The 19,884-nt window shown below is 56.1% G+C and carries 16 protein-coding genes; 6 read left to right on the top strand and 10 right to left on the bottom strand.

The window, feature by feature from the left end; genetic code table 11:
- Positions 1-17: 17 nt before the first annotated feature.
- Positions 18-1,370 carry a metalloprotease PmbA gene (pmbA, locus tag D5066_RS20095; protein WP_119917023.1) on the bottom strand — a complete coding sequence of 451 codons (1,353 nt, stop codon included), beginning with the start codon at positions 1,368-1,370 and terminating at the stop codon, positions 18-20.
- Between the two features lie 95 nt (positions 1,371-1,465).
- Here pmbA and yjgA point away from each other — a divergent pair, with 95 nt between their 5' ends.
- Positions 1,466-2,017 carry a ribosome biogenesis factor YjgA gene (yjgA, locus tag D5066_RS20090; protein ID WP_028015295.1) on the top strand — a complete coding sequence of 184 codons (552 nt, stop codon included), beginning with the start codon at positions 1,466-1,468 and terminating at the stop codon, positions 2,015-2,017.
- 73 nt (positions 2,018-2,090) lie between these two features.
- Here the strand turns inward: yjgA and mpl are convergent, their stop codons facing one another.
- Positions 2,091-3,470, bottom strand: a complete 1,380-nt coding sequence (gene mpl / locus D5066_RS20085; protein ID WP_119917022.1) for a UDP-N-acetylmuramate:L-alanyl-gamma-D-glutamyl-meso-diaminopimelate ligase — start codon at positions 3,468-3,470, stop codon at positions 2,091-2,093.
- Positions 3,471-3,667: 197 nt separating this feature from the next.
- On the opposite strand from mpl, the gene fbp reads away from it, so the two are divergent.
- Together fbp and D5066_RS20075 are read left to right on the top strand one after the other, a co-directional pair.
- Positions 3,668-4,666 (top strand): class 1 fructose-bisphosphatase, encoded by a 999-nt coding sequence (gene fbp, locus D5066_RS20080; protein ID WP_080328837.1) that lies wholly within the window; start codon positions 3,668-3,670, stop codon positions 4,664-4,666.
- A gap of 148 nt (positions 4,667-4,814) precedes the next feature.
- Positions 4,815-5,171, top strand: coding sequence for a helix-turn-helix domain-containing protein (locus D5066_RS20075; RefSeq protein ID WP_119917021.1), 357 nt, complete (start codon positions 4,815-4,817; stop codon positions 5,169-5,171).
- Here D5066_RS20075 and D5066_RS20070 read toward each other — a convergent pair.
- The 5 genes from D5066_RS20070 to ytfQ all read right to left on the bottom strand — a co-directional run bounded on the left by D5066_RS20070 (position 5,143) and on the right by ytfQ (position 11,427).
- A complete protein-coding gene (locus D5066_RS20070) occupies positions 5,143-6,714 on the bottom strand; it encodes a methyl-accepting chemotaxis protein (protein WP_080328835.1) in 1,572 nt (523 codons plus the stop codon). The genes D5066_RS20075 and D5066_RS20070 overlap by 29 nt on opposite strands.
- Positions 6,715-6,807: 93 nt before the next feature.
- The gene (yjfF, locus tag D5066_RS20065) at positions 6,808-7,809 is read right to left on the bottom strand and encodes a galactofuranose ABC transporter, permease protein YjfF (protein WP_119917020.1); all 1,002 of its coding nucleotides are present in this window, start codon (positions 7,807-7,809) and stop codon (positions 6,808-6,810) included.
- A complete protein-coding gene (gene ytfT / locus D5066_RS20060; RefSeq protein ID WP_165853360.1) occupies positions 7,796-8,821 on the bottom strand; it encodes a galactofuranose ABC transporter, ATP-binding protein YtfT in 1,026 nt (341 codons plus the stop codon). The genes yjfF and ytfT overlap by 14 nt, the downstream gene beginning before the upstream one ends.
- Before the next feature lie 10 nt (positions 8,822-8,831).
- Entirely contained in the window at positions 8,832-10,334 is a 1,503-nt protein-coding gene (gene ytfR / locus D5066_RS20055; RefSeq protein ID WP_119917018.1) for a galactofuranose ABC transporter, ATP-binding protein YtfR, read from the bottom strand.
- Positions 10,335-10,470: 136 nt separating this feature from the next.
- Positions 10,471-11,427 (bottom strand): galactofuranose ABC transporter substrate-binding protein YtfQ, encoded by a 957-nt coding sequence (gene ytfQ / locus D5066_RS20050; protein WP_014882271.1) that lies wholly within the window; start codon positions 11,425-11,427, stop codon positions 10,471-10,473.
- A 309-nt stretch (positions 11,428-11,736) separates the two neighbouring features.
- Here ytfQ and ppa point away from each other — a divergent pair, with 309 nt between their 5' ends.
- The 3 genes from ppa to D5066_RS20035 all read left to right on the top strand — a co-directional run bounded on the left by ppa (position 11,737) and on the right by D5066_RS20035 (position 13,541).
- The gene (gene ppa, locus D5066_RS20045) at positions 11,737-12,267 is read left to right on the top strand and encodes an inorganic diphosphatase (protein WP_008501423.1); all 531 of its coding nucleotides are present in this window, start codon (positions 11,737-11,739) and stop codon (positions 12,265-12,267) included.
- 222 nt (positions 12,268-12,489) lie between these two features.
- The gene (locus D5066_RS20040) at positions 12,490-13,074 is read left to right on the top strand and encodes a hypothetical protein (RefSeq protein ID WP_119917017.1); all 585 of its coding nucleotides are present in this window, start codon (positions 12,490-12,492) and stop codon (positions 13,072-13,074) included.
- Positions 13,071-13,541, top strand: a complete 471-nt coding sequence (locus D5066_RS20035) for a hypothetical protein (protein ID WP_119917016.1) — start codon at positions 13,071-13,073, stop codon at positions 13,539-13,541. Before D5066_RS20040 ends, D5066_RS20035 begins: the two co-directional genes overlap by 4 nt.
- A gap of 314 nt (positions 13,542-13,855) precedes the next feature.
- Here the strand turns inward: D5066_RS20035 and D5066_RS20025 are convergent, their stop codons facing one another.
- Genes D5066_RS20025 through tamA form a run of 3 tightly spaced genes read right to left on the bottom strand, consistent with a single transcriptional unit; the run spans position 13,856 to position 19,709 of the window.
- Positions 13,856-14,200, bottom strand: coding sequence for a gamma-glutamylcyclotransferase family protein (locus tag D5066_RS20025; protein WP_008501424.1), 345 nt, complete (start codon positions 14,198-14,200; stop codon positions 13,856-13,858).
- A gap of 2 nt (positions 14,201-14,202) precedes the next feature.
- Positions 14,203-17,979 carry an autotransporter assembly complex protein TamB gene (gene tamB / locus D5066_RS20020; protein ID WP_119917014.1) on the bottom strand — a complete coding sequence of 1,259 codons (3,777 nt, stop codon included), beginning with the start codon at positions 17,977-17,979 and terminating at the stop codon, positions 14,203-14,205.
- Positions 17,976-19,709 carry an autotransporter assembly complex protein TamA gene (gene tamA, locus D5066_RS20015; protein ID WP_119917013.1) on the bottom strand — a complete coding sequence of 578 codons (1,734 nt, stop codon included), beginning with the start codon at positions 19,707-19,709 and terminating at the stop codon, positions 17,976-17,978. The genes tamB and tamA overlap by 4 nt, the downstream gene beginning before the upstream one ends.
- Positions 19,710-19,884: the final 175 nt, after the last annotated feature.

The following is a 19,884-nucleotide window of genomic DNA, read 5'->3' as shown; positions in this document are numbered from 1 at the left end:
AAAACGCTTTTCGGGTATTACTGGCCGGCGATTTTCATTTCCGGCAGTAATACAGAACCACACTGTATATTGCTACGTGTTTCAATATCGTTACCGACCGTAACGATATTGCGCCACATGTCCTTCAGGTTACCGGCGATGGTAATTTCGCTCACCGGATACTGAATTTCGCCGTTTTCGACCCAGAAGCCCGCCGCGCCGCGCGAGTAGTCGCCGGTGATGCCGCTTACGCCCTGGCCCATCAGTTCCGTTACGACCAGGCCGGTACCCATCTCTTTCAGCATCTGCTCGAAGTTGAGGCCCTGCCCGGCAATGCGCCAGTTGTGGATCCCGCCCGCGTGTCCGGTACTTTTCAGACCCAGCTTGCGCGCGGAGTAGTTGGTCAGCAGCCACTGGGTCAGAATGCCGTCTTTAACGATATCGCGGCGTTCCGTACGCACGCCTTCGCTGTCGAACGGCGTGGAGGCCAGCCCTTTCAGCAGGTGCGGATGTTCTTCAATAGTCAGCCAGTCCGGCAGGATCTGCTTGCCCAGCGAGTCGAGCAGAAAGGTCGATTTACGATAAACCGAGCCGCCCGCGATAGCGCCCACCAGATGGCCAAACAGGCCGGTCGCCACTTCATTGGCAAAAATAACCGGGGCTTTCATGGTGGAGAGTTTGCGCGGCGACAGGCGTGACAGCGTGCGTTCGGCACACTCTTTACCCACCCACTCAGGAGACTGTAAATCCCCCAGCGCGCGGCCAATGGTGTAGGCGTAGTCACGCTCCATGTCACCGTTCTCTTCGGCGATGACGCAGCTTGAGAGCGAGTGACGGGTGGAGCAGTAGCCCTGCAGCATGCCGTGGCTGTTGCCGAAGACTTTGATGCCGTAGTGGCTATTAAAGCTGCCGCCTTCGGTATTGGTGATGCGCTTGTCAGCCTGCAAAGACGCCTGCTCGGCGCGCGCGGCAAGCTCAATGGCTTCATCCGGCGTCACTTCCGCCGGGTGGAAAAGATCGAGATCCGGCGCGTCAAACGCCAGCAGCTCTTTATCCGCCACCCCTGCGTATGGATCCGGAGAGGTGTAACGGGCGATATCCAGCGCCGCCTGCACCGTACGGGCGATGGCATCCGGGCTGAGATCGGTAGACGACGCGCTGCCTTTGCGGTTCTGGTGATACACCGTGATCCCAAGCGCGCCATCGCTGTTAAATTCTACATTCTCCACTTCGCCATAGCGGGTGCTCACGCTAATGCCGGTGGTTTTGCTGACCGCCACTTCGGCGCCATCTGATTTACCTGAAGCGAGCGTCAGCGCGGTGGAGACGGCTTCTTCCAGAATCTTACGCTGCGCTTCAACTTGTGAGGTTACTTTCATCGCAAATGCCATACTGTAAGAGAGAGTTAAGTGAAGTCTAACAGAGAACCGTTTTTCAGTGCGCGTCTTAACTGGTAACATTAGCCTCTTTTTTTAAGGAGCCTGACATGACTAAGCAGCCCGAAGACTGGCTCGACGACGTTCCCGGTGATGACATCGAAGACGAAGATGATGAGATCATCTGGGTCAGTAAAAGTGAAATTAAACGTGACGCCGAAGAGTTAAAACAGCTTGGCGCAGAAATGGTAGAACTGGGTAAAAACGCGCTGGATAAGATCCCGCTCGACCAGGATCTGCGTGATGCCATTGAACTGGCACAGAAAATCAAAAAAGAAGGCCGTCGTCGCCAGCTTCAGCTTATCGGTAAAATGCTGCGTCAGCGCGACGTGGATCCGATCCGTCAGGCGCTGGACAAGCTGAAAAACCGCCACAACCAGCAGGTTGCGCTGTTCCATAAGCTGGAGCAGATCCGCGATCGTCTGATTGAACAGGGCGATGATGCGGTACCGGAAGTGCTGAACCTGTGGCCGGATGCCGACCGCCAGCAGCTGCGTTCATTGATCCGCAACGCGAAGAAAGAGAAAGAAGGGAATAAGCCGCCGAAGTCCGCGCGTCTGATTTTCCAGTATCTGCGCGAGCTGTCTGAGAACGCAGAGTAAGCCCCTCTCCCCAAAGGGGAGAGGGAGAAGAGTAATGTAGGCCCGGTAAGCGCGAGCGCCACCGGGCTTTTTTTTACGCGTCGGCGGCCGCTTCCGCTTTCTTCGCCAGACCGTCCAGCAGCTTCTGATGGATCCCACCGAACCCGCCGTTGCTCATCACCAGAATGTGATCGCCAGGCTGAGCGGCTTTCACCACCATATCCGCGAGCGCATCCACGTCCGCGCTCCAGTGCGCAGGCTGAATGCAGGCGTCCGCCACTTCGGCTACCTGCCACGGAATATGCTGCGGCTGCAGCAGGAAGACTTCGTCGGCGCGTCCCAGGGACGGCGCGAGATCGTCTTTGCAGATGCCCATTTTCATGGTGTTCGAGCGCGGTTCCAGCACGGCCAGAATGCGCGCGGTGCCGCCAACCTTGCCGCGTAACGCCGCAAGCGTCGCCAGAATGGCGGTTGGGTGGTGTGCGAAATCGTCATATACCGTCACGCCGTTCGCTTCGCCGCGCAGCTCCAGACGACGGCGGGCGTTGATAAACGTACCCAGCGCATTAGCGGCATCAGCAGGCAGTACGCCCACGTGGCGCGCCGCAGCGATCGCCATCAGGCCGTTGTGCATGTTGTGCTCGCCCACCAGGCCCCACTTCACCTCGCCCACTTTCTCACCGTCGAGCAGCACTTCCCACTCGGAAGCATCGGCGTTGAGTTTTTTCGCCTGCCAGTGACCCTGCTCGCCCACCAGCTCCTGCTCGCTCCAGCAGCCCATCGCCATGGTCTGCTTCAGGTTGATGTCGTTCTCCGGCAGGATAATGCGGCCCTGGCCCGGAACAATGCGCACCAGGTGGTGGAACTGTTTCTGAATCGCTTTCAGATCGTCAAAGATGTCCGCGTGGTCAAACTCAAGGTTGTTGAGGATCAGCGTACGCGGACAGTAATGCACGAACTTGGAGCGCTTGTCGAAGAATGCACAGTCATATTCATCCGCTTCAATCACAAAGAACGGGCTGTCGCCGAGACGCGCAGAGACGTCGAAGTTACCCGGCACGCCGCCAATCACGAAGCCCGGCTTGTAGCCGCAGGCTTCGAGGATCCAGGTCGCCATGCCGGCGGTGGTGGTTTTGCCGTGGGTACCGGCAACGGCAACCACCCAGCGGTCGCGCAGCACGAAGTCATGCAGCCACTGCGGGCCGGACATGAACGGAATATTGCGTTCCAGCACCGCTTCAACGCACGGGTTGCCGCGGGTCATGGCGTTGCCAATAATGACCAAATCCGGCTCCGGATCCAGCTGGCTGGCATCGTAGCCCTGAATCAGCGAGATGCCTTGTTTCTCCAGAAGCGTGCTCATCGGCGGATACACATTGGCGTCCGAACCTGTCACTTCATGGCCCAGCGAGCGCGCCAGCATTGCCAGTCCGCCCATGAAAGTGCCACAAATCCCCAATATATGAATGCGCATACGTCACTATCCTTCTTCAATGTGGCGCACATTTTACTCACATGTTAGCGGCTGTGAAACGCATTTCAGGTAAATCCGTATGTTGCTGGCGCGATTCACCTCTGCGCTACTATTTGAATATTTGTTAAGATTGTTGGGCTTTAGTCGTTTTAGTGAACATACAATCGCTCTACTCACAAAGATGCAGGGAAAGTGTTATGAAAACGTTAGGTGAATTTATTGTCGAAAAGCAGCACGAGTTCTCTCATGCTACGGGTGAACTCACTGCTTTGCTGTCGGCAATAAAGCTGGGCGCTAAGATCATCCATCGTGATATCAACAAGGCCGGTCTGGTCGATATCCTGGGTGCCAGCGGTGCCGAGAACGTTCAGGGCGAGGTTCAGCAGAAACTCGATCTGTTCGCAAATGAAAAACTGAAAGCTGCACTGCGCGCGCGCGACATCGTTGCGGGTATCGCCTCCGAAGAAGAAGATGAAATTGTTGTATTCGAAGGGTGTGAACACGCGAAATACGTCGTACTGATGGACCCGCTCGACGGCTCCTCCAACATCGACGTTAACGTTTCTGTCGGTACCATTTTCTCCATCTACCGCCGCGTTACGCCTGTCGGCACGCCGGTAACAGAAGAAGATTTCCTGCAGCCGGGCAGTAAACAGGTTGCGGCCGGTTACGTCGTCTATGGCTCCTCCACTATGCTGGTCTACACCACCGGATGCGGCGTTCACGCCTTTACCTACGATCCTTCACTGGGCGTCTTCTGCCTGTGCCAGGAACGTATGCGCTTCCCGGAGAAAGGCAGCACCTACTCCATCAACGAAGGCAACTACATCAAGTTCCCGAACGGCGTGAAGAAGTACATCAAATTCTGTCAGGAAGAAGATAAAGCAACCCAGCGTCCGTACACGTCCCGCTACATTGGTTCTCTGGTTGCTGATTTCCACCGTAACCTGCTGAAAGGCGGTATCTACCTCTACCCAAGCACCGCCAGCCACCCGGACGGGAAGCTGCGCCTGCTGTACGAATGCAACCCGATGGCGTTCCTCGCCGAACAGGCGGGCGGCAAGGCGAGCGACGGTAAAGAGCGTATTCTGGACATCGTGCCGGAAAGCCTGCACCAGCGTCGTTCGTTCTTCGTCGGTAACAACCATATGGTTGAAGACGTTGAACGTTTTATCCGTGAGTACCCGGACGCGTAATACCTCTCCCGGGGAGCCAGTCAGGCTCCCCAACACATTTATATATTTTACCGTATAAGTGTTTATAAAAATCACGCTTTAATCTTTATCCCTGCTCCTGCATTATTTCCATAACAGTTTGACAATTATTTCCTGGAGCAGAATTGCAATGAAAAATTATTCCCGTGCTAATACCGGCATTGATTTAAACCTTATTCCTGTATTTATTGAAGTCGTCCGCTGCGGCAGTATGGCAAAAGCCTCGTTGCGTCTGGAGATGTCCCGTCCTGCGGTGAGCCTGGCGTTGAAACGCTTTAATCAACTGTTTGATGAACCGTTATTTTTCCGCAAAGGTTTATATCTTGAACCCACGGAAAAAGCGTTAGCGTTAACCAGCTCGCTGGAAATATTAATGGGTGATATTCACGATAATATTGCGACGATAAATTCCGCGAGAAATAAATCCCCGGCACAGAACGCACCGGGGCTGGGAAATATTATGCCGCAGTCTGAGCCGTCACTTTAAATGATGACATGGCGTCCATCAGCTGGCGCGACTGCTCCTCAAGAGAGCGGGTCGCGGCGGAGGATTGCTGTACCAGCGCCGCATTCTGCTGCGCGGTTTCATCCATCTGGTTCACCGCAATATTCACCTGCTCAATGCCGCGGCTCTGCTCCTGAGACGCGGTGGCAATTTCACGCATCAGTTTGGTCATGCGCAGCACTTCTGTAGCAATCTCGTCCATCGTTTCACCCGCCTGCTGGGCCAGCTCGCTGCCCTCGTTAACGTGGGTCTGCGAATCGCTGATAAGAGAGCGGATCTCTTTCGCCGCGTCGGCGCTGCGGCTGGCGAGGTTACGGACTTCACCGGCGACAACGGCAAACCCACGCCCCTGCTCGCCCGCGCGCGCCGCTTCCACGGAGGCGTTAAGCGCCAGAATGTTGGTCTGGAAGGCAATACCGTCAATCACGCTCAGGATGTCGGCGATGCGCGCCGAGCTGCCGGAGATATCGCGCATTTTTTCAATCACGTAGCAGACCATTTCGCTGCCGTGATCGGCGGTGTCGGAAACGGACTTCGCCAGCTGGTGCGCCTGCTCGGCGTTGTCGGCGTTAAGCTTCACCGTGGCGGTGATCTGCTCCATGCTCGCGGCGGTCTGCTCCAGCGACGTGGCGGTGGATTCGGTGCGCTCAGCCAGATCCCGGTTCCCCGCCGTCAGCTCGCGGCTGCCGGTATCAATTTGCGAGCTGGCATCGCGAACCCGCAGAACCGAGTTCATCAGCGACTGACGCATCTCCTCTATCGCCGCGTTGAGGCGGTTAAACTCCTGGCTCGCCGGGGCATTCAGCGTATGGGTTAAGTCTCCCGCCGCCACATTCTCCAGCTGCGCAATGGAGGCCGACAGCGGCTTAAGCAGCATATGGCGCAGCACCAGCCAGGCGAGCACGATAATGCCCGCCGTCAGCAGCGCGGCGACGATAATCAGGATCAGCACGCGGGTTTTGCTCGCCTGCACGGCGCTCACTTCCGCCTGGCCTCGCGCTTCGCTCCATTTCTGAAACGCCTGCATGTCGTTATCGAACTGCTTCGCCAGCGGGATCAGCGTGTTTTCCAGCAGGTCGTAATAGCTGTCTGCGCTCTGGTCATTCAGGGTTTTCAGCATCGGGCCGATCCCCTGCTGGTTGTACGTCGCCAGGCTGGCCGCGACTTTATCGAGGAGCTGCTGCCCCTGCTCGTCAGCCACGCCGCTGTCAATCACGCCTTTCAACGTTTTCTGGGCCAGGGCGACTTCCTGATTGATGTTTTTTACCGCTTTGGCCGCATCGTCCAGCATGCCGATTTCCATCATGCGGACGGCCTGCCCCGCCTCATTGCGCGCGCGCAGGATCAGCGTATAGCCGGTATTCAGCTGCACCATCTGCTCACCCTGGAGGTGATTAATGCGTTGCAGCGAGGAAGAACTCTGTGTGAGGGCATAAATGCCGATGCCGCTGACAATCAGCAGCAGAAGGGTCATAACGGCCAGTAAAGAGAGCAAGCCGGTACGAATCGATAGCGTTTTAAGCATGATATTATTTCCGGTAGCGAGATATTTCTGGGCATAAAAAAAGAGTATCGGCCGCTACCGGAAAATGTTTAGAGTTTAAGCAATTTCAGCATGTTATGGCTCTGTTACCGATGTGTTCACACGGGTAACAGGTGAGCTTTGTCGGTTCTCCCAGAGCACCGTCAGGCCACGCTGCAGGGCGATAAATATAAACAGCAGGATGCCAATGGCGATCTTCGTCCACCATGAGCTCAGCGTGCCGTCGAAGTTGATGTAGGTTTGTATCAGCCCCTGGATCGCCACGCCGAAAAGTGTGCCCAGCACCGTCCCTACCCCACCGCTGAGCAGCGTGCCGCCGATAACCACCGAGGCAATGGCATCCAGCTCCACGCCGACGCCCGCCAGGGCATAACCCGCCTGGGTATACACCGAGAAGACAATACCTGCCAGCGTCGCCAGGCCGGTCGAGAGCATATAGATGCGGATGGTGGTGCTGCGGGTGGAAATCCCCATCAGGTTTGCCGACGTAGCGTTACCGCCTATGGCGTAAACCTGATTGCCGAACCGGGTGCGGTGGGCAAGGAAAATGCCAATCACCACCACACCCAGCATCAGTAGCCCCATCGCGCTTAAACGACCGCCGCCGGGGATCTTCCACGCCAGGCTGGAGAGCGTGTCGTAGACCGGGTGGTTGATCGGAATCGACTCCTCCGACACCAGATAGCTTACCCCGCGCAGGAAAAACATCCCGGCAAGCGTAATGATAAACGCCGGAATTTTCAGCGCGTCAATCAGCAGCCCCATAAAGGCACCAAACGCGCAGCCCATCACCAGCACCAGCGGAAACGCCACCAGCGGAGAGATGCCCCAGAAGCCGATCGCCTTCGCGAGGAATACGCCCGTAAACGCGATCACCGAGCCGACGGAGAGGTCGATCCCGCCGGAGAGGATCACAAAGGTCATGCCGACGGCAATAATGCCTAAAAAGGCATTGTCCGTCAGAATGTTGCAGATCACGCGCGTTGAGGCAAAACCGGGGAACTGCGTCAGACAGTAGAGATACCCCAGCACAAACACGCCCAGCGTGATCATTAACGGTAAATTACGTTTTATCATGGCCACGGATCCCCTTAATGATGCTGACAAAGCGCGGCGACTGGACGATCAGCACGCAGAGCACGACCACCGCTTTCACCACCTGGTTGAGTTCCGGCTGGAACCCCGAAAGCAGGATCCCGGTGTTCATGCCCTGAATGATCAGCGCGCCGATCACCGAGAGCAGCAGGTTAAAGCGCCCGCCCATCAGCGATCCGCCACCGATTACCACCGCGAGGATCGCATCCAGCTCCAGCCAGAGTCCGGCGTTGTTGGCATCGGCCCCGCGAATATCCGCCGCGACGATGACCCCGGCAATGGCGGCGCATACGCCGCTCAGCACGTAGGTCAGCATCACCATCAATCGGGTATTGACCCCGGCGTTGCGCGCGGCGCGGATGTTGATCCCCACCGCTTCAATAAACATGCCGAGCGCCGTTTTGCGGGTAAAGAGCCAAAAGACAACGAGCGTGACCAGAGCAATAATCACCGGCGTCGGGAAGAACAGAAGGTTGCCGCTACCGAGCCACGCCAGGCTCGGGGAGTTGAAGGTGACAATCTGTCCGGAGGTAATCAACTGCGCCACCCCGCGCCCGGCCACCATCAAAATGAGGGTCGCGACGAAGGGCTGAATTTTCAGTACCGCCACCAGAATACCGTTCCATAGTCCGGCCAGCACGCCGGTGCATAAGGCCGCCAGCAGTACCACCGGCAGGCTGTGCCCGGCGACGGTCATTGACGCTGCCGTCGCTCCGGCAATCGCCATCACCGCGCCGACAGAAAGGTCAATCCCGCCGGTGGCGATGACCAGCGTCATCCCGATGGCCAGCAGCGCCACGGGCGCGGCACGGTTTAAAATATCAATCGGGCTGCCAAACAGGCGGCCATCCTGCACGATAATCTGGAAGAAATGCGGCGCGACAAGGCTGTCTACCAGCAGTACCACCAGCAGCGCCGCAATTTGCGGCGTGCCGGTTGGCCAGTTAAAGCGGCGCTTTGACTCACCGGTTTGCGAAAGCGAACGAGACATCACGATTCACTCCTTACGCCGCGATGGCATTCATGATTGCCGGAACGGACAGTTTATCCAGCGGGATCTCTGCCACCTGTTTGCGATCGCGCATGATGATGACGCGATCGGCATAGCCCACCAGCTCCTCCAGCTCGGATGAGATAACCAGCAGCGCCAGCCCGTCCGCACAGAGCGTTTCGATAAGCCGGATAATTTCGGCATGCGCGCCCACGTCGATACCGCGCGTCGGCTCGTCGAGGATCAGGAACTGCGGTTTGGTCAGCAGCCAGCGGGAGAGCAACACCTTCTGCTGGTTGCCGCCGGAGAGAAACTCAATGGGCTGTTCCGCGCTCGGGGTGCGGATGCCGAGCTGGCGGATAAAGCGCTCGGCGATGGCGTTCTGCTCTTTACGGGGGATCGGGCGCAGCCAGCCGCGCTGTGCCTGAAGCGCCAGAATGATGTTTTCCCGCACCGAGGCGGCGGCAATAATGCCGTCCGTTTTCCGGTCTTCCGGGCAGAAGCCGACGCCCAGACAGGAGGCCTGATGCGGCGATCGCAGCGTTTGCGGTTTGCCCTTGATCAGCGCGCTGCCGCTGTCGGCAGGCTTGATCCCGAAGATCACCTCGGCGGTTTCGGTCCGGCCTGAGCCCAGCAGGCCCGCCAGGCCGACAATTTCGCCGGGACGCACTTCCAGGTTAAACGGCGCGATAGTTCCTTTTTTGCCGTAATCGCTGAATGCGGCGACCGGCTTCTCGCTCAGCAGCGTGCGCCCTGCGCGCTGGAGGGCATTGGTTTCCAGCTCGCGGCCCAGCATCATTTTGACCAGCTCGATCTGCGGCAGCTCGCGGGTTTCGCGGCAGCCGACAAAGCTGCCGTTGCGCAGCACCGTGATGCGATCGCTCACCTCGTAAACCTGATCGAGGAAGTGCGTGACGAAGATCAGGCTGACGCCCTGATCGCGCAGCTGGCGCATCAGGGTGAAGAGCATCTCCACTTCCTGGGTATCGAGGCTGGCGGTGGGTTCATCGAGGATCAGCACCTTCGCAGAGAGATCGATCGCCCGACAGATGGCGACGATCTGCTGCATTGCCACGGAAAAGCGGTTCAGCGGCTCACGGACGTCGAGGGAGAAGCCGTACGATTCCATCAGTTTTGTCGCCCGCGCTTCCATCTCTTTGCGGCGCAGCAGGCCAAAACGTCTTGGCTCACGGCCAATAAACAGGTTATCCGCCACCGACATGTTCGGCAGCAGGTTCACTTCCTGGTACACCGTCCCGATCCCCAGCTGTTGGGCATGGGCGGTATTTTTTGGCGAAATGGCGTTGCCTTCCAGCCAGATGGTGCCGCGATCGGCGTGATAAACGCCGGTCAGGGATTTAATCAGCGTCGATTTCCCCGCGCCGTTCTCGCCCAGCAGCGCCATGATCTCGCCGCGCCGCAGGCTAAAATCAACGCTATCCAGCGCCTTTACGCCGGGGAAGAATTTGCTTAAGCCCTCTGTGCGGAGGATTTCCTGGTGTTGTTCATTATTCATAACGCCCCCCCTCACCCTGACCCTCTCCCCATAGGGGAGAGGGGATTGATCGTGCCAATTGTTAATATCCAGCTCCGCCCTGCCTTTTTCCCTCTCCCCTCCGGGGAGAGGGCTAGGGTGAGGGGCGCGGCGGGGCTTAGTAGCCCATATTTTTCTTCTTCTCTAACTCTTCTTTCGCCGTATCCGGCAGGTAGAGCGTGGATTTGGTGACGGTCACCTTCTCAGGCATCGTGCCGTCTTTCTTGAATTTCTCCAGCGCGTCGAATGCCGGGCCCGCCATGTTCGGCGTCAGCTCGACGCTGGCGTTGGCTTCACCGTCGATCATCGCTTTATAGATGTCCGGCACGCCGTCGATAGAGCCGGTGAGGATATCTTTGCCCGGCTTCAGGCCCGCTTCTTTAATCGCCTGAATCGCACCGATCACCATGTCATCGTTGTGGGCGTAAACCATGCAGATGTTCTTGCCGTTGTTTTCAGCCTTGATAAAGCTCTCCATGACTTCTTTACCTTTACTGCGGGTAAAGTCTCCGGACTGGGAGCGGATGATCTTGATGTTTGGCGCTTTGGCGATGGCTTCAGCAAAGCCTTTCTTACGGTCGATGGCCACGCTCGCCCCGACGGTGCCCTGCAGCTCAACGACGTTACACGGCTTGCCGTCGACCTGTTTCACCAGCCAGTCACCAATCAATTGCCCTTCAAGCACGTTGTTGGCGGTGACGGTGGTCATATAGAGAGATTTGTCTTTTACATCGATGGAACGATCGAGCAGGAACACCGGAATTTCAGCGTCTTTCGCTTCCTTCAGAACCGGCTCCCATCCCGTCGCCACGACCGGAGCAATAAAGATGGCATCCACGCCCTGGGCGATAAACGAGCGCACGGCTTTGATCTGGTTTTCCTGCTTTTGCTGACCATCGGCGATTTTCAGGGTGATGCCGCGTTTCTGAGCCTCGCTTTTCGCAACGTTGGTTTCTGCCGCACGCCAGCCGGATTCAGAGCCAACTTGCGAAAAACCTACGGTTAAGGGTGCGGCCATCGCCATAGACGACATGGCTGCCGAAACTGCTGTGACAAGAAGTAAGCGCTTCCACATATGAGCGTCCTCGTAGGGGTGTTTATTGTTGGTTAAAAGATGTTCTGCGAAATGACTATAGCCAATGAAATATGTAACGAATTGCGTTACATCACACTTCAGAAAAGTGAATAAAACGTTAATCACAAGTTTGTAATCGCTTTCATTTCACCATTAAAAATGCGGCTGAGTTTATGGATTTTCCTGTCATGGAATCGGTCTGAAAAGTGGCGCGTGCGGGGAGAGAATGCGAAAACAGGCGGAGACATTCAGCGTGAGTTGGCTATAATACCTGCCACTTGTTTACCATCCATTTTAAAGGACACCGACATGAGCTTACTCAACGTCCCAGCGGGTAAAGAACTGCCAGAAGACATCTACGTAGTTATCGAAATCCCGGCCAACGCAGATCCGATCAAATACGAAGTGGACAAAGAGAGCGGCGCCCTGTTCGTAGACCGTTTCATGTCTACCGCGATGTTCTATCCGTGCAACTACGGTTACATCAACCATACCCTGTCTCTGGACGGTGACCCGGTTGACGTGCTGGTCCCAACGCCATACCCACTGCAGCCAGGCGCTGTTATTCGCTGCCGTCCAGTTGGCGTCCTGAAGATGACCGACGAATCCGGTGAAGATGCGAAGCTGGTTGCGGTACCGCACACCAAGCTGAGCAAAGAATACGATCACATCAAAGATGTGAACGACCTGCCAGAGCTGCTGAAAGCGCAGATCACTCACTTCTTCGAGCACTACAAAGACCTCGAAAAAGGCAAGTGGGTTAAAGTTGACGGCTGGGACAACGCAGAAGCGGCGAAAGCAGAAATCATCGCCTCCTTCGAACGTGCTGCTAAGAAGTAATTCTTACTGCCGATCAATAAAGCCCCGCGAGTCGGGGCTTTATTATTTCCCTGGTTAAAAGCAATACAGACGAATTCTTTAAGAAAAATCTCATTCCTTTTGAATGAACTATAAAAAACAGAAAAGCCACCCTATCATTTATAGTGGGAGTGGTTGAATAGCCTGTCTGTTCACAACATACTGTCATTATGAACATTAATCCCCATTCATTTTAGGATTCATATGTCATCCATTAACATTGATGTTGCCCGCCCAACTGGAATTTATTTTATCATTGAAAGGCTGTATTCCCGCGATGGCCTAATGCCTTCAGTTGGGGAAATCAGCCCCTCTTTAACCCAAGTGCACCGTACTGTCATTCAGCTAAAACGCAAGCAAGATATGTTTATGGATGGCGTTAAGGTTATCCCTAAAGATATTACTCTTTGGCAACAGATTAAATATATTACAGGTTCAAAAATAACCACTAAAGATACAGATGCGTTAGTATATACGACCGATTTTATTGGCTCCCTTGTTGCCACAACGCCTTTAGGTAATATTGAGCATGAAAATATTCCTCGCTTCCTCACGACAGAGTCTATCCACTCCCTTCCACAAGCGGTAAGTTATGGACGAGATCCCATCCCGCAAGTTCTTCTTTATGGTCGTAAGGATATCGTCTTCTTTATGGACAATGGTGGAAAGGGTACGCCAACCGCTATTGCAAAATATAACCACAATACTCGTGATCTTGCCATCATCAAAGATCAGCTAGAAGCCAGTAAAACGATGAAGGAGCTGTTATCTAAGGGAGCAAAATTATGAGTAAGAAAAGGCATATTGTGAGTCTGCTCATCCTTATTATTGCCGCTTTTATCTTTGGCAGAAGTACCTATGTTGAATACATGGCATGGTATTATGGAAGTGATAGCTTAGTATTTAGTGAAATAAATAGCTTCATACTATCCAGTTTATTTAACGGTCTCTTTTTTGCTCTGTCGGCAGGTATTATCCATGCGGCACTCACTCTTTTAAAAAGAATCCCGCAAAATATCATCACTTCTTGCCTGCTTCAGTTATTTATTAACATCGGGCTATATACTCTTTTTGTTGCAGTCGATAGAGGTTATAGTAAATTGCATACTTTAGGCTCGGGTGTTACTGATATCACCCACAGCTATTTTTTAGGGGCGTTGGTGACAAGCACACTCCTGACCGTCGCGATCGTGAGCGTTATACATGCTAAGTTTCTTTCTTCAAAGCATAAAAATGGGCTACATAAAGGCGTTTGACTGTTACGGCAAAGACAGCAAATGGCAGTATCTGTGCATCATGACATTCCAGCTTGCCTGGTTTTTGTTTTACTTATGGATCCCGTATAGAAGCGATTATGCGATTCTGCTGTTTTTACTGTTTTTCCTGCCCGTCATTTCAAGCAATACGCGGTGCATAAACTACTATGGACGTTCACGCGCGCTGTGCTTGTTATGGCTTATTGCTCCGTACATCATGCTGTTCGTTCCTCTGTTTTTAACCCGGCGCCGGGATGCAGAAGAGAGCTGAAAGCACAAAAAACAACGCCACCTCACGGTGGCGTTGTCGTTTTTCAGTACTGGTCTCTGTCTAACCAGTTACCGCTTACAATCCGCGTTAACCCGTCGACCGGACGCTGGTAGACATACATCCACGCGCTTCCGTACGGCGTCTGGATCAACTGGCGAGCGTATTCACCGCCCCTGGTGCGCAAGGCATCAAGTTCGGCAAGTGTAGCATTATCAATACGATAAACTTCACCCTGTACTGTTCCTTCGCCGGGAACCGCGCCTGGATAGTGGCCCAGGCTGTACAACTGGTAGTTCTCGATATTGTAATTCCCCAGTAGCTGGGCATTGGTCATCCAGTGACTGTTGCCTTGCCTGGTTCGTAAACTGCCGTAGACAAATATTCGCATTGCTAAAACTCAAACTGATAGAGCAGATCAAGTGCCTGGTCTACGCCGGACACTGCTTCCAGATATAGCTTAGGCATCAGGCGATAGCGTAACGTGAGTGTTGCCAGTGAGTCAAAGATCCCCACACCATATTTTACCTGCAGACCCGGCAGCACATAGCCGCTGACCACCACCTGCGAGGAGTCACCCACGCCCTGGGTATCCAGCGCCAGATTGCTTACGCCGAACGTCTCGCCGATTTTACCCACAACCTGCCCACTTTGTGCAACCCCCAGACCGACTAACATCGAGGTCATCGCCGCGCTGTCGCTCTGACCGCTGTCCAGACCTTGTCCGCGCAGCAGATAAGAGAGGGCTTCCTGCTGCGACATCGCCGGGTCAGAGAAGATCTCCGCCTTCGGTTCGTCGGCAGAGCCGGTGACGCGTACGCCAGCAATGACGTCGTTTTCCGTCGCTTCCGGGTTACGAATCGCTTCGATGTTCAACAGCGGCTGATCCGGTGGACCGGAGAACAGCAGCTCGCCTTTACGGACAATCAGGTCCTGACCATAGGCATGGAAACGCCCTTCAGGAATATTGATCTGCCCGTTGAGGCCAAGCCCTTGTTTATCCTGCGCCACTTTCAGGTCGCCCGTGAGCCTCGCCTTCAGCCCAAACGCATCCAACCGCACGTTATTTCCCACGTGCACGATAAGGTTACTATTAATCGGTATGCCAGCGCTCTTCTCTTCGGCAGGTTTCAGATTTTCATTGAGCATAACTTCATCACTGGAGACGCCGACCGCGCTTTCCGGCACCTCGTGAACCACGATGCGCGCCCACGGCACGTCCACGCGGCCATCCAGGGTGAAGAGACTTGGCGTCGCCTCAAAGACCACATCAGGCGAGACGTCCAGGCGCACCATTGGCGGTACGGTGATGCGAACCTTACTGCCTTTCGCGGCAATACGGGCGCGCCAGTTGTCGAGCTGACTCCAGTCCGCGTCACCGCTCAGGTTGATTTGCCCCTGCTGGGTAAGCACCGAGCCGCTCAGCGTCGAGCTCATGCCGTTGAAGTTCATCGCAATCTGGCTGGGCTGCATATCGAATGGCATAAAGTTCCCGTCGATATCCACACCGCTGAGGCGCAGCTGGCCGAACAGCTGCGGGCTTTGCGCGTTGCCCGCCAGGCGCAGGTTGGCATTCACCATGCCCTCGGCTTTTTCCCCGCGCGCGAAAATCGGGTTGACCATTGCCAGGTTGAAGTTGCGGATATTGACGTTGCCGCCCAGATTGCGCCGCCCCTGCGGATCGGTAATCTGTATCTGCCCGTCCATCTGGCCGTTATTGGTCAGACGGATAAGCCACCCCAGCTCCGCACGGTTGTTATGCAGGTCTGCACTCACATTCAGGGTGTCGAAGGCCACCGGCAGCGGCGCGTCGTTGACTTCCTGCGTCACCTTCACATTGCGCCCGGAAAGCGTGACGCTGCCCTGCGGCAGCCCCTCTTTGGTGGTGTCCCAGGCGACATCGGCTTTTCCGCTGAAGACGCCGCTGGCCTGCGTGGTATCCGGCATAAACGGCTTCAGCATTGCCAGATCGAAGCGGTTGAGGTTGATCTGCGCGCGCCCTTCCGCGCCCGCATCAATGGTCTGCGGCACGCACAGCTCCGCATTCGGGTTGGTCCAGCAGTGTGGCCCGATGCTGATCTTCTGCTCGGCGTTGCGGTAGTCCAGCGCAATGGAGCGCGACAGCGCCAGCGGGCCCACCGGGGTATTGAAACGCGTGTTGTCCAGCGTCCCTTTCCAGCGTTCTTCCTTGCGGTCGAAGCTGCCGGTCAGGTGCAGCTGCCCGGAGACGGGCTCGCCCTGCACGCGCAGCTGGAGATCGTGCTGCTTCTCGTTCCCCCTGGCGTCCAGAGTGACCAGGCTAATGTTCACGTCCGGCTGGGAAATGCGCTCCACGCGCAGGTTCAGGTTACCGCCGATCTGATCGGTGGATTTCACATCCCCTTCCACGCGGACGCGGGCGACGCTCAGCTCCTGCCAGCGCAGATTGTTGGCGGTGATATCTGCCAGCAGCTGCGGCGCGTCTACGGTGCCGCGCACTTTCACGAGTCCTTTCGCCGTGCCGCCCAGACCCGGCAGGGCGTTATCCAGATTCGGCGCGTCGATGGTGGCGTCAAGATTGAGATCTTTCACCCCCAGCTCGCCTTTGATATCCGCCGTGTTGCGGCCCAGCGCCACGTGCAGTCCCGGGATTATCCACTGCAGGTAGCTGTTGCCCTTCACCGAACCTTCAACGTTCACCTTGTTCTGCTTCACGTTCCCGGTGAGCTTGATTTCCGGCACGTCCATCTGCCACGTGCCGCCGTAGAGGCTGCCGCGGGTTTTGATGAGGCCATCCAGCTTCGACGGCCAGTCCGGCACCTCTTTGGCGGTGTTAATCCCCGTCAGCTTCAGCTCGCCGCGCCAGCTGATCGCCTGCTGCCAGTCGAGCAGCGCGGTCAGTTCCGTTTTCCCTTCCAGTGCCGCGACGGTCAGCTTGTCGAGGTTAACCTGCTGTTCGTTGCCTTTTGCATCCAGCGTGATGGTGGCGGGCGGCACGCCCTGCCCCTTCACCGCGGTGCGGAACGAGAGCGTGTAGTCGGTCATCTTGCCGCTCAGCTTCAGCTTCAGATCGTCGGCCTGATACTGTTTTTCGCCGGTGAACGGCCAGTAAAGCTGCTTGCTGACAACCTCCAGATTGAGCGGCAGCCCGGCTTCCGCCAGCTGGGTTTGCGCGCGCAGGGCCATGTCTACCGGGCCGGAGAGATTCACCCCGATATCCAGCTTCTCACGCAGCGCCCCGCCCACTTTAACCTTCACTTTTTCGCCCTTGAGCGGGTCGATGTTGAGTGCGCTATTGAGGGTGATATCCACCGGCCAGTTATCACGCAGCAGCGCATTCCCTGACGCATTCACCGAGCCCTGGTTGGTGTCGATATCGAGCGCGTCGAGCTTCATGTTGCCGTCAATGCTGCTGACTTTCAGCAGCATATTGAAGACCGTCAGATCGATATCGCCGGTCAGGCGCAGCTGCTCGCCTTTGAACTCCTCAATGTTGAGGTTCAGCGGCAGATGCACGTCGGTCATTTCAGGCAGGACAGGCTTCGAGAAGAGATCTTTCAGCGTTTCGCCCAGCGGCTTCTCTTCCGGCTGCGGGTTCTGGATTTTTGGCTCGACGATCTCTTCCTGCGCCACGTCCGCCACTTTCGGCAGCGCGATCAGTAAGCCCTGCAGCGAGGTTGGCGTCAGGGTGAGGTTTTTCTCCTGCCAGCGCAGGCCGGAGGTGAAATCCATCACCGAAACGGTGGTGTCGTCGATTTTGATATTGACGTTATCGAGCGCCACCCGATAGAGCGCAATCGGGTACGGTGTGGAGAGATTCAGCGGGCCGCTGTCCTCTTCCTCAACCGGCGCAGACTTCGGCATTTTCTTTGAATCTATCGCCACGTTGACGTCTTTTAGCGACAGATCGTTAACGCAGAGCTTGCTATCCCGCAGACAGCCCAGCTTCACCGCGAGATGAAACTCCCCGGCGTTGACCGCCACGCCCGGCTGCTCATAGCGGAAGTTCTTCAGACGCAGGTCGCGCCAGCCGCCCGTCACCTGGCCAATTTCCAGCCCCGGCACCCAGCGGTTCGCGGCGTTAAACAACAGATGCAGCCCGGTTGTCGTTCCCACCAGAAACGCCACCGTACCGAGCAGCAGCACGATAAAAATCAGCACCCCGAGGCTTATTTTCTTCCATAAACTCATAATTCAGGCCCCAGACCGATGTAAAACTGTAATCCATGTTCGTCTTTGTCGCCGACCGGCACGGCGAAGTCGAGCTTGATGGGCCCGACGGGTGACTGCCAGCGCACACCCACGCCGGCGCCGGTTTTAAAATCGCTGCGGCGGATATCGCTCACCGCTTCACCGCCGTCGACGAACATGGCGCCCCACCACTTGCCGCTGACGTTGTACTGGTACTCCAGCGAGCCGGTCGCCAGCTTGGAGGCACCGATCAGCTTGCCGTCATCGTCTTTAGGTGCGATGGATTTGTATTTGTAGCCGCGAATGCTGCGGTCGCCCCCGGCGAAGAAGCGCAGGTCCGGCGGGACTTTGTCGAAATCGCCGGTTTCAATCCAGCCGAGGTTGCCGCGCATCACAAAGCGGTGTTTGTCATACAGCGTGCGGATCCAGACGTTCTGCGCCTGAATCACAGAGAAATCCACGTCAGAACCCCACATGGTGTTGGAGTAATCGATGGAATAGCGCTGGGAGTCGCCCCAGGTCGGCATCAGGCCACCGCGGGAGCGGGTGCGGCTGATCATCACCCCAGGATAGAGCAGCATGGTGGTGTTGGTGACGTTAGCCTGGGTAAAGTGATCCAAACTCCAGCGCAGGTTGATCGCGCGCTGCCAGCCGCTGGAGAGGTCCCAGTAGCGGGATACCGCAAGCGTGGTGGAATCGGACTCGGTGTCGTTCAGATCGGTGCGCTTAAAGCCCCCCTGAACCAGGTAGTACTGCTCAAGCGGATTTTTCAGCAGCGGCATTTTATAGCTGAAATCGAGCTGCTGTTCCGGCGCGGAAATGCTGGCGCTGGTGGTCAGACTGTGGCCGTAGGAGTTCATCCACGGTTTTTTCCAGGTGGCCTTCACGCGCGGGCCGACGTCCGTCGAGTAGCCAACACCGGTCTCAATGGTGTTCTCGGTGCGCGGCGAGACAACGCCATGCAGCGGCAACACCTTGGTTTTGCGAGACTTATCAAATTCCGGCGCGACAACCACGGAGTTAAACCAGCCGGTAGCGGAGAGGCGACGGTTCAGCTCCGCCAGATCGCTTGACTGGTAGTAATCGCCTTTTTTGAACGGTACGAGGTTTTGCAGATACTCTTCACGAATTTGCGAACCTTCAAACGTTACATCGCCAAAGCGATAGCGTTCGCCGCTGTCGTAGTCGATATCCCAGAAGGCCTGACGTCGCTCCAGCGCGATGCCCAGCTGGCTTTTGTTGAACTGGCTGTCAAAGTAGCCCTTGCGCAGGGAGACGCTCGTCAGCTCTTTTTTGAAATGGTCGTAGTCACCGTGGTTGAGCACGGTGCCGATTTTCGGCCGCGTGCTGAGCAGGTCCAGATAGTCACGATCGGTACGCGCGCCGCCGCGCAGGATGACGTTCGTACCGCCAATCAGCACCGGCTCGCCCGGCGAAACGCGGGCAATAAGCACCTGACGCCCCTTCTTTGGCGGCGGACGGAGATCGAAATCAATGGTGGGTTCGTAATACCCCAGCGCTTTTAGCCCTTCACGGATCGCGTCATCCACGCGCGCACGAAAACGCCGGTCCGGCGTCACCTCATCGCTCTGGATGGTCGACAACTGCGCACGCACGTTTTTTTCCAGCGTCCCGGATAACCCCTCAACCTGCAAACGGACATTCGCCGCGCTGGCAACCCCGCTTGTCAGCAACACACTGACTAAACATAACTGGCGGATTTTTGTCACGTTTTCTCCTGAATATCCCTTTTCCACCCTGGAAGCAAATGTATGCCGCGGTGCGGCAAAATACGGCCTGGAAGCCAAAAACCCAAATCGTGGGTTGAAAACGGGTGTAACACCCAAATATTTCTTATGATTAAATCTAGTCTCATTCAGCGCATTTATTGTGTTCAATTAAACG

Source organism: Enterobacter chuandaensis (assembly GCF_003594915.1).
In the GTDB taxonomy this organism is placed as follows: domain Bacteria; phylum Pseudomonadota; class Gammaproteobacteria; order Enterobacterales; family Enterobacteriaceae; genus Enterobacter; species Enterobacter chuandaensis.
Note: the sequence above shows the minus strand (reverse complement) of the source record. Positions and strands in the feature narration are given on the sequence as shown.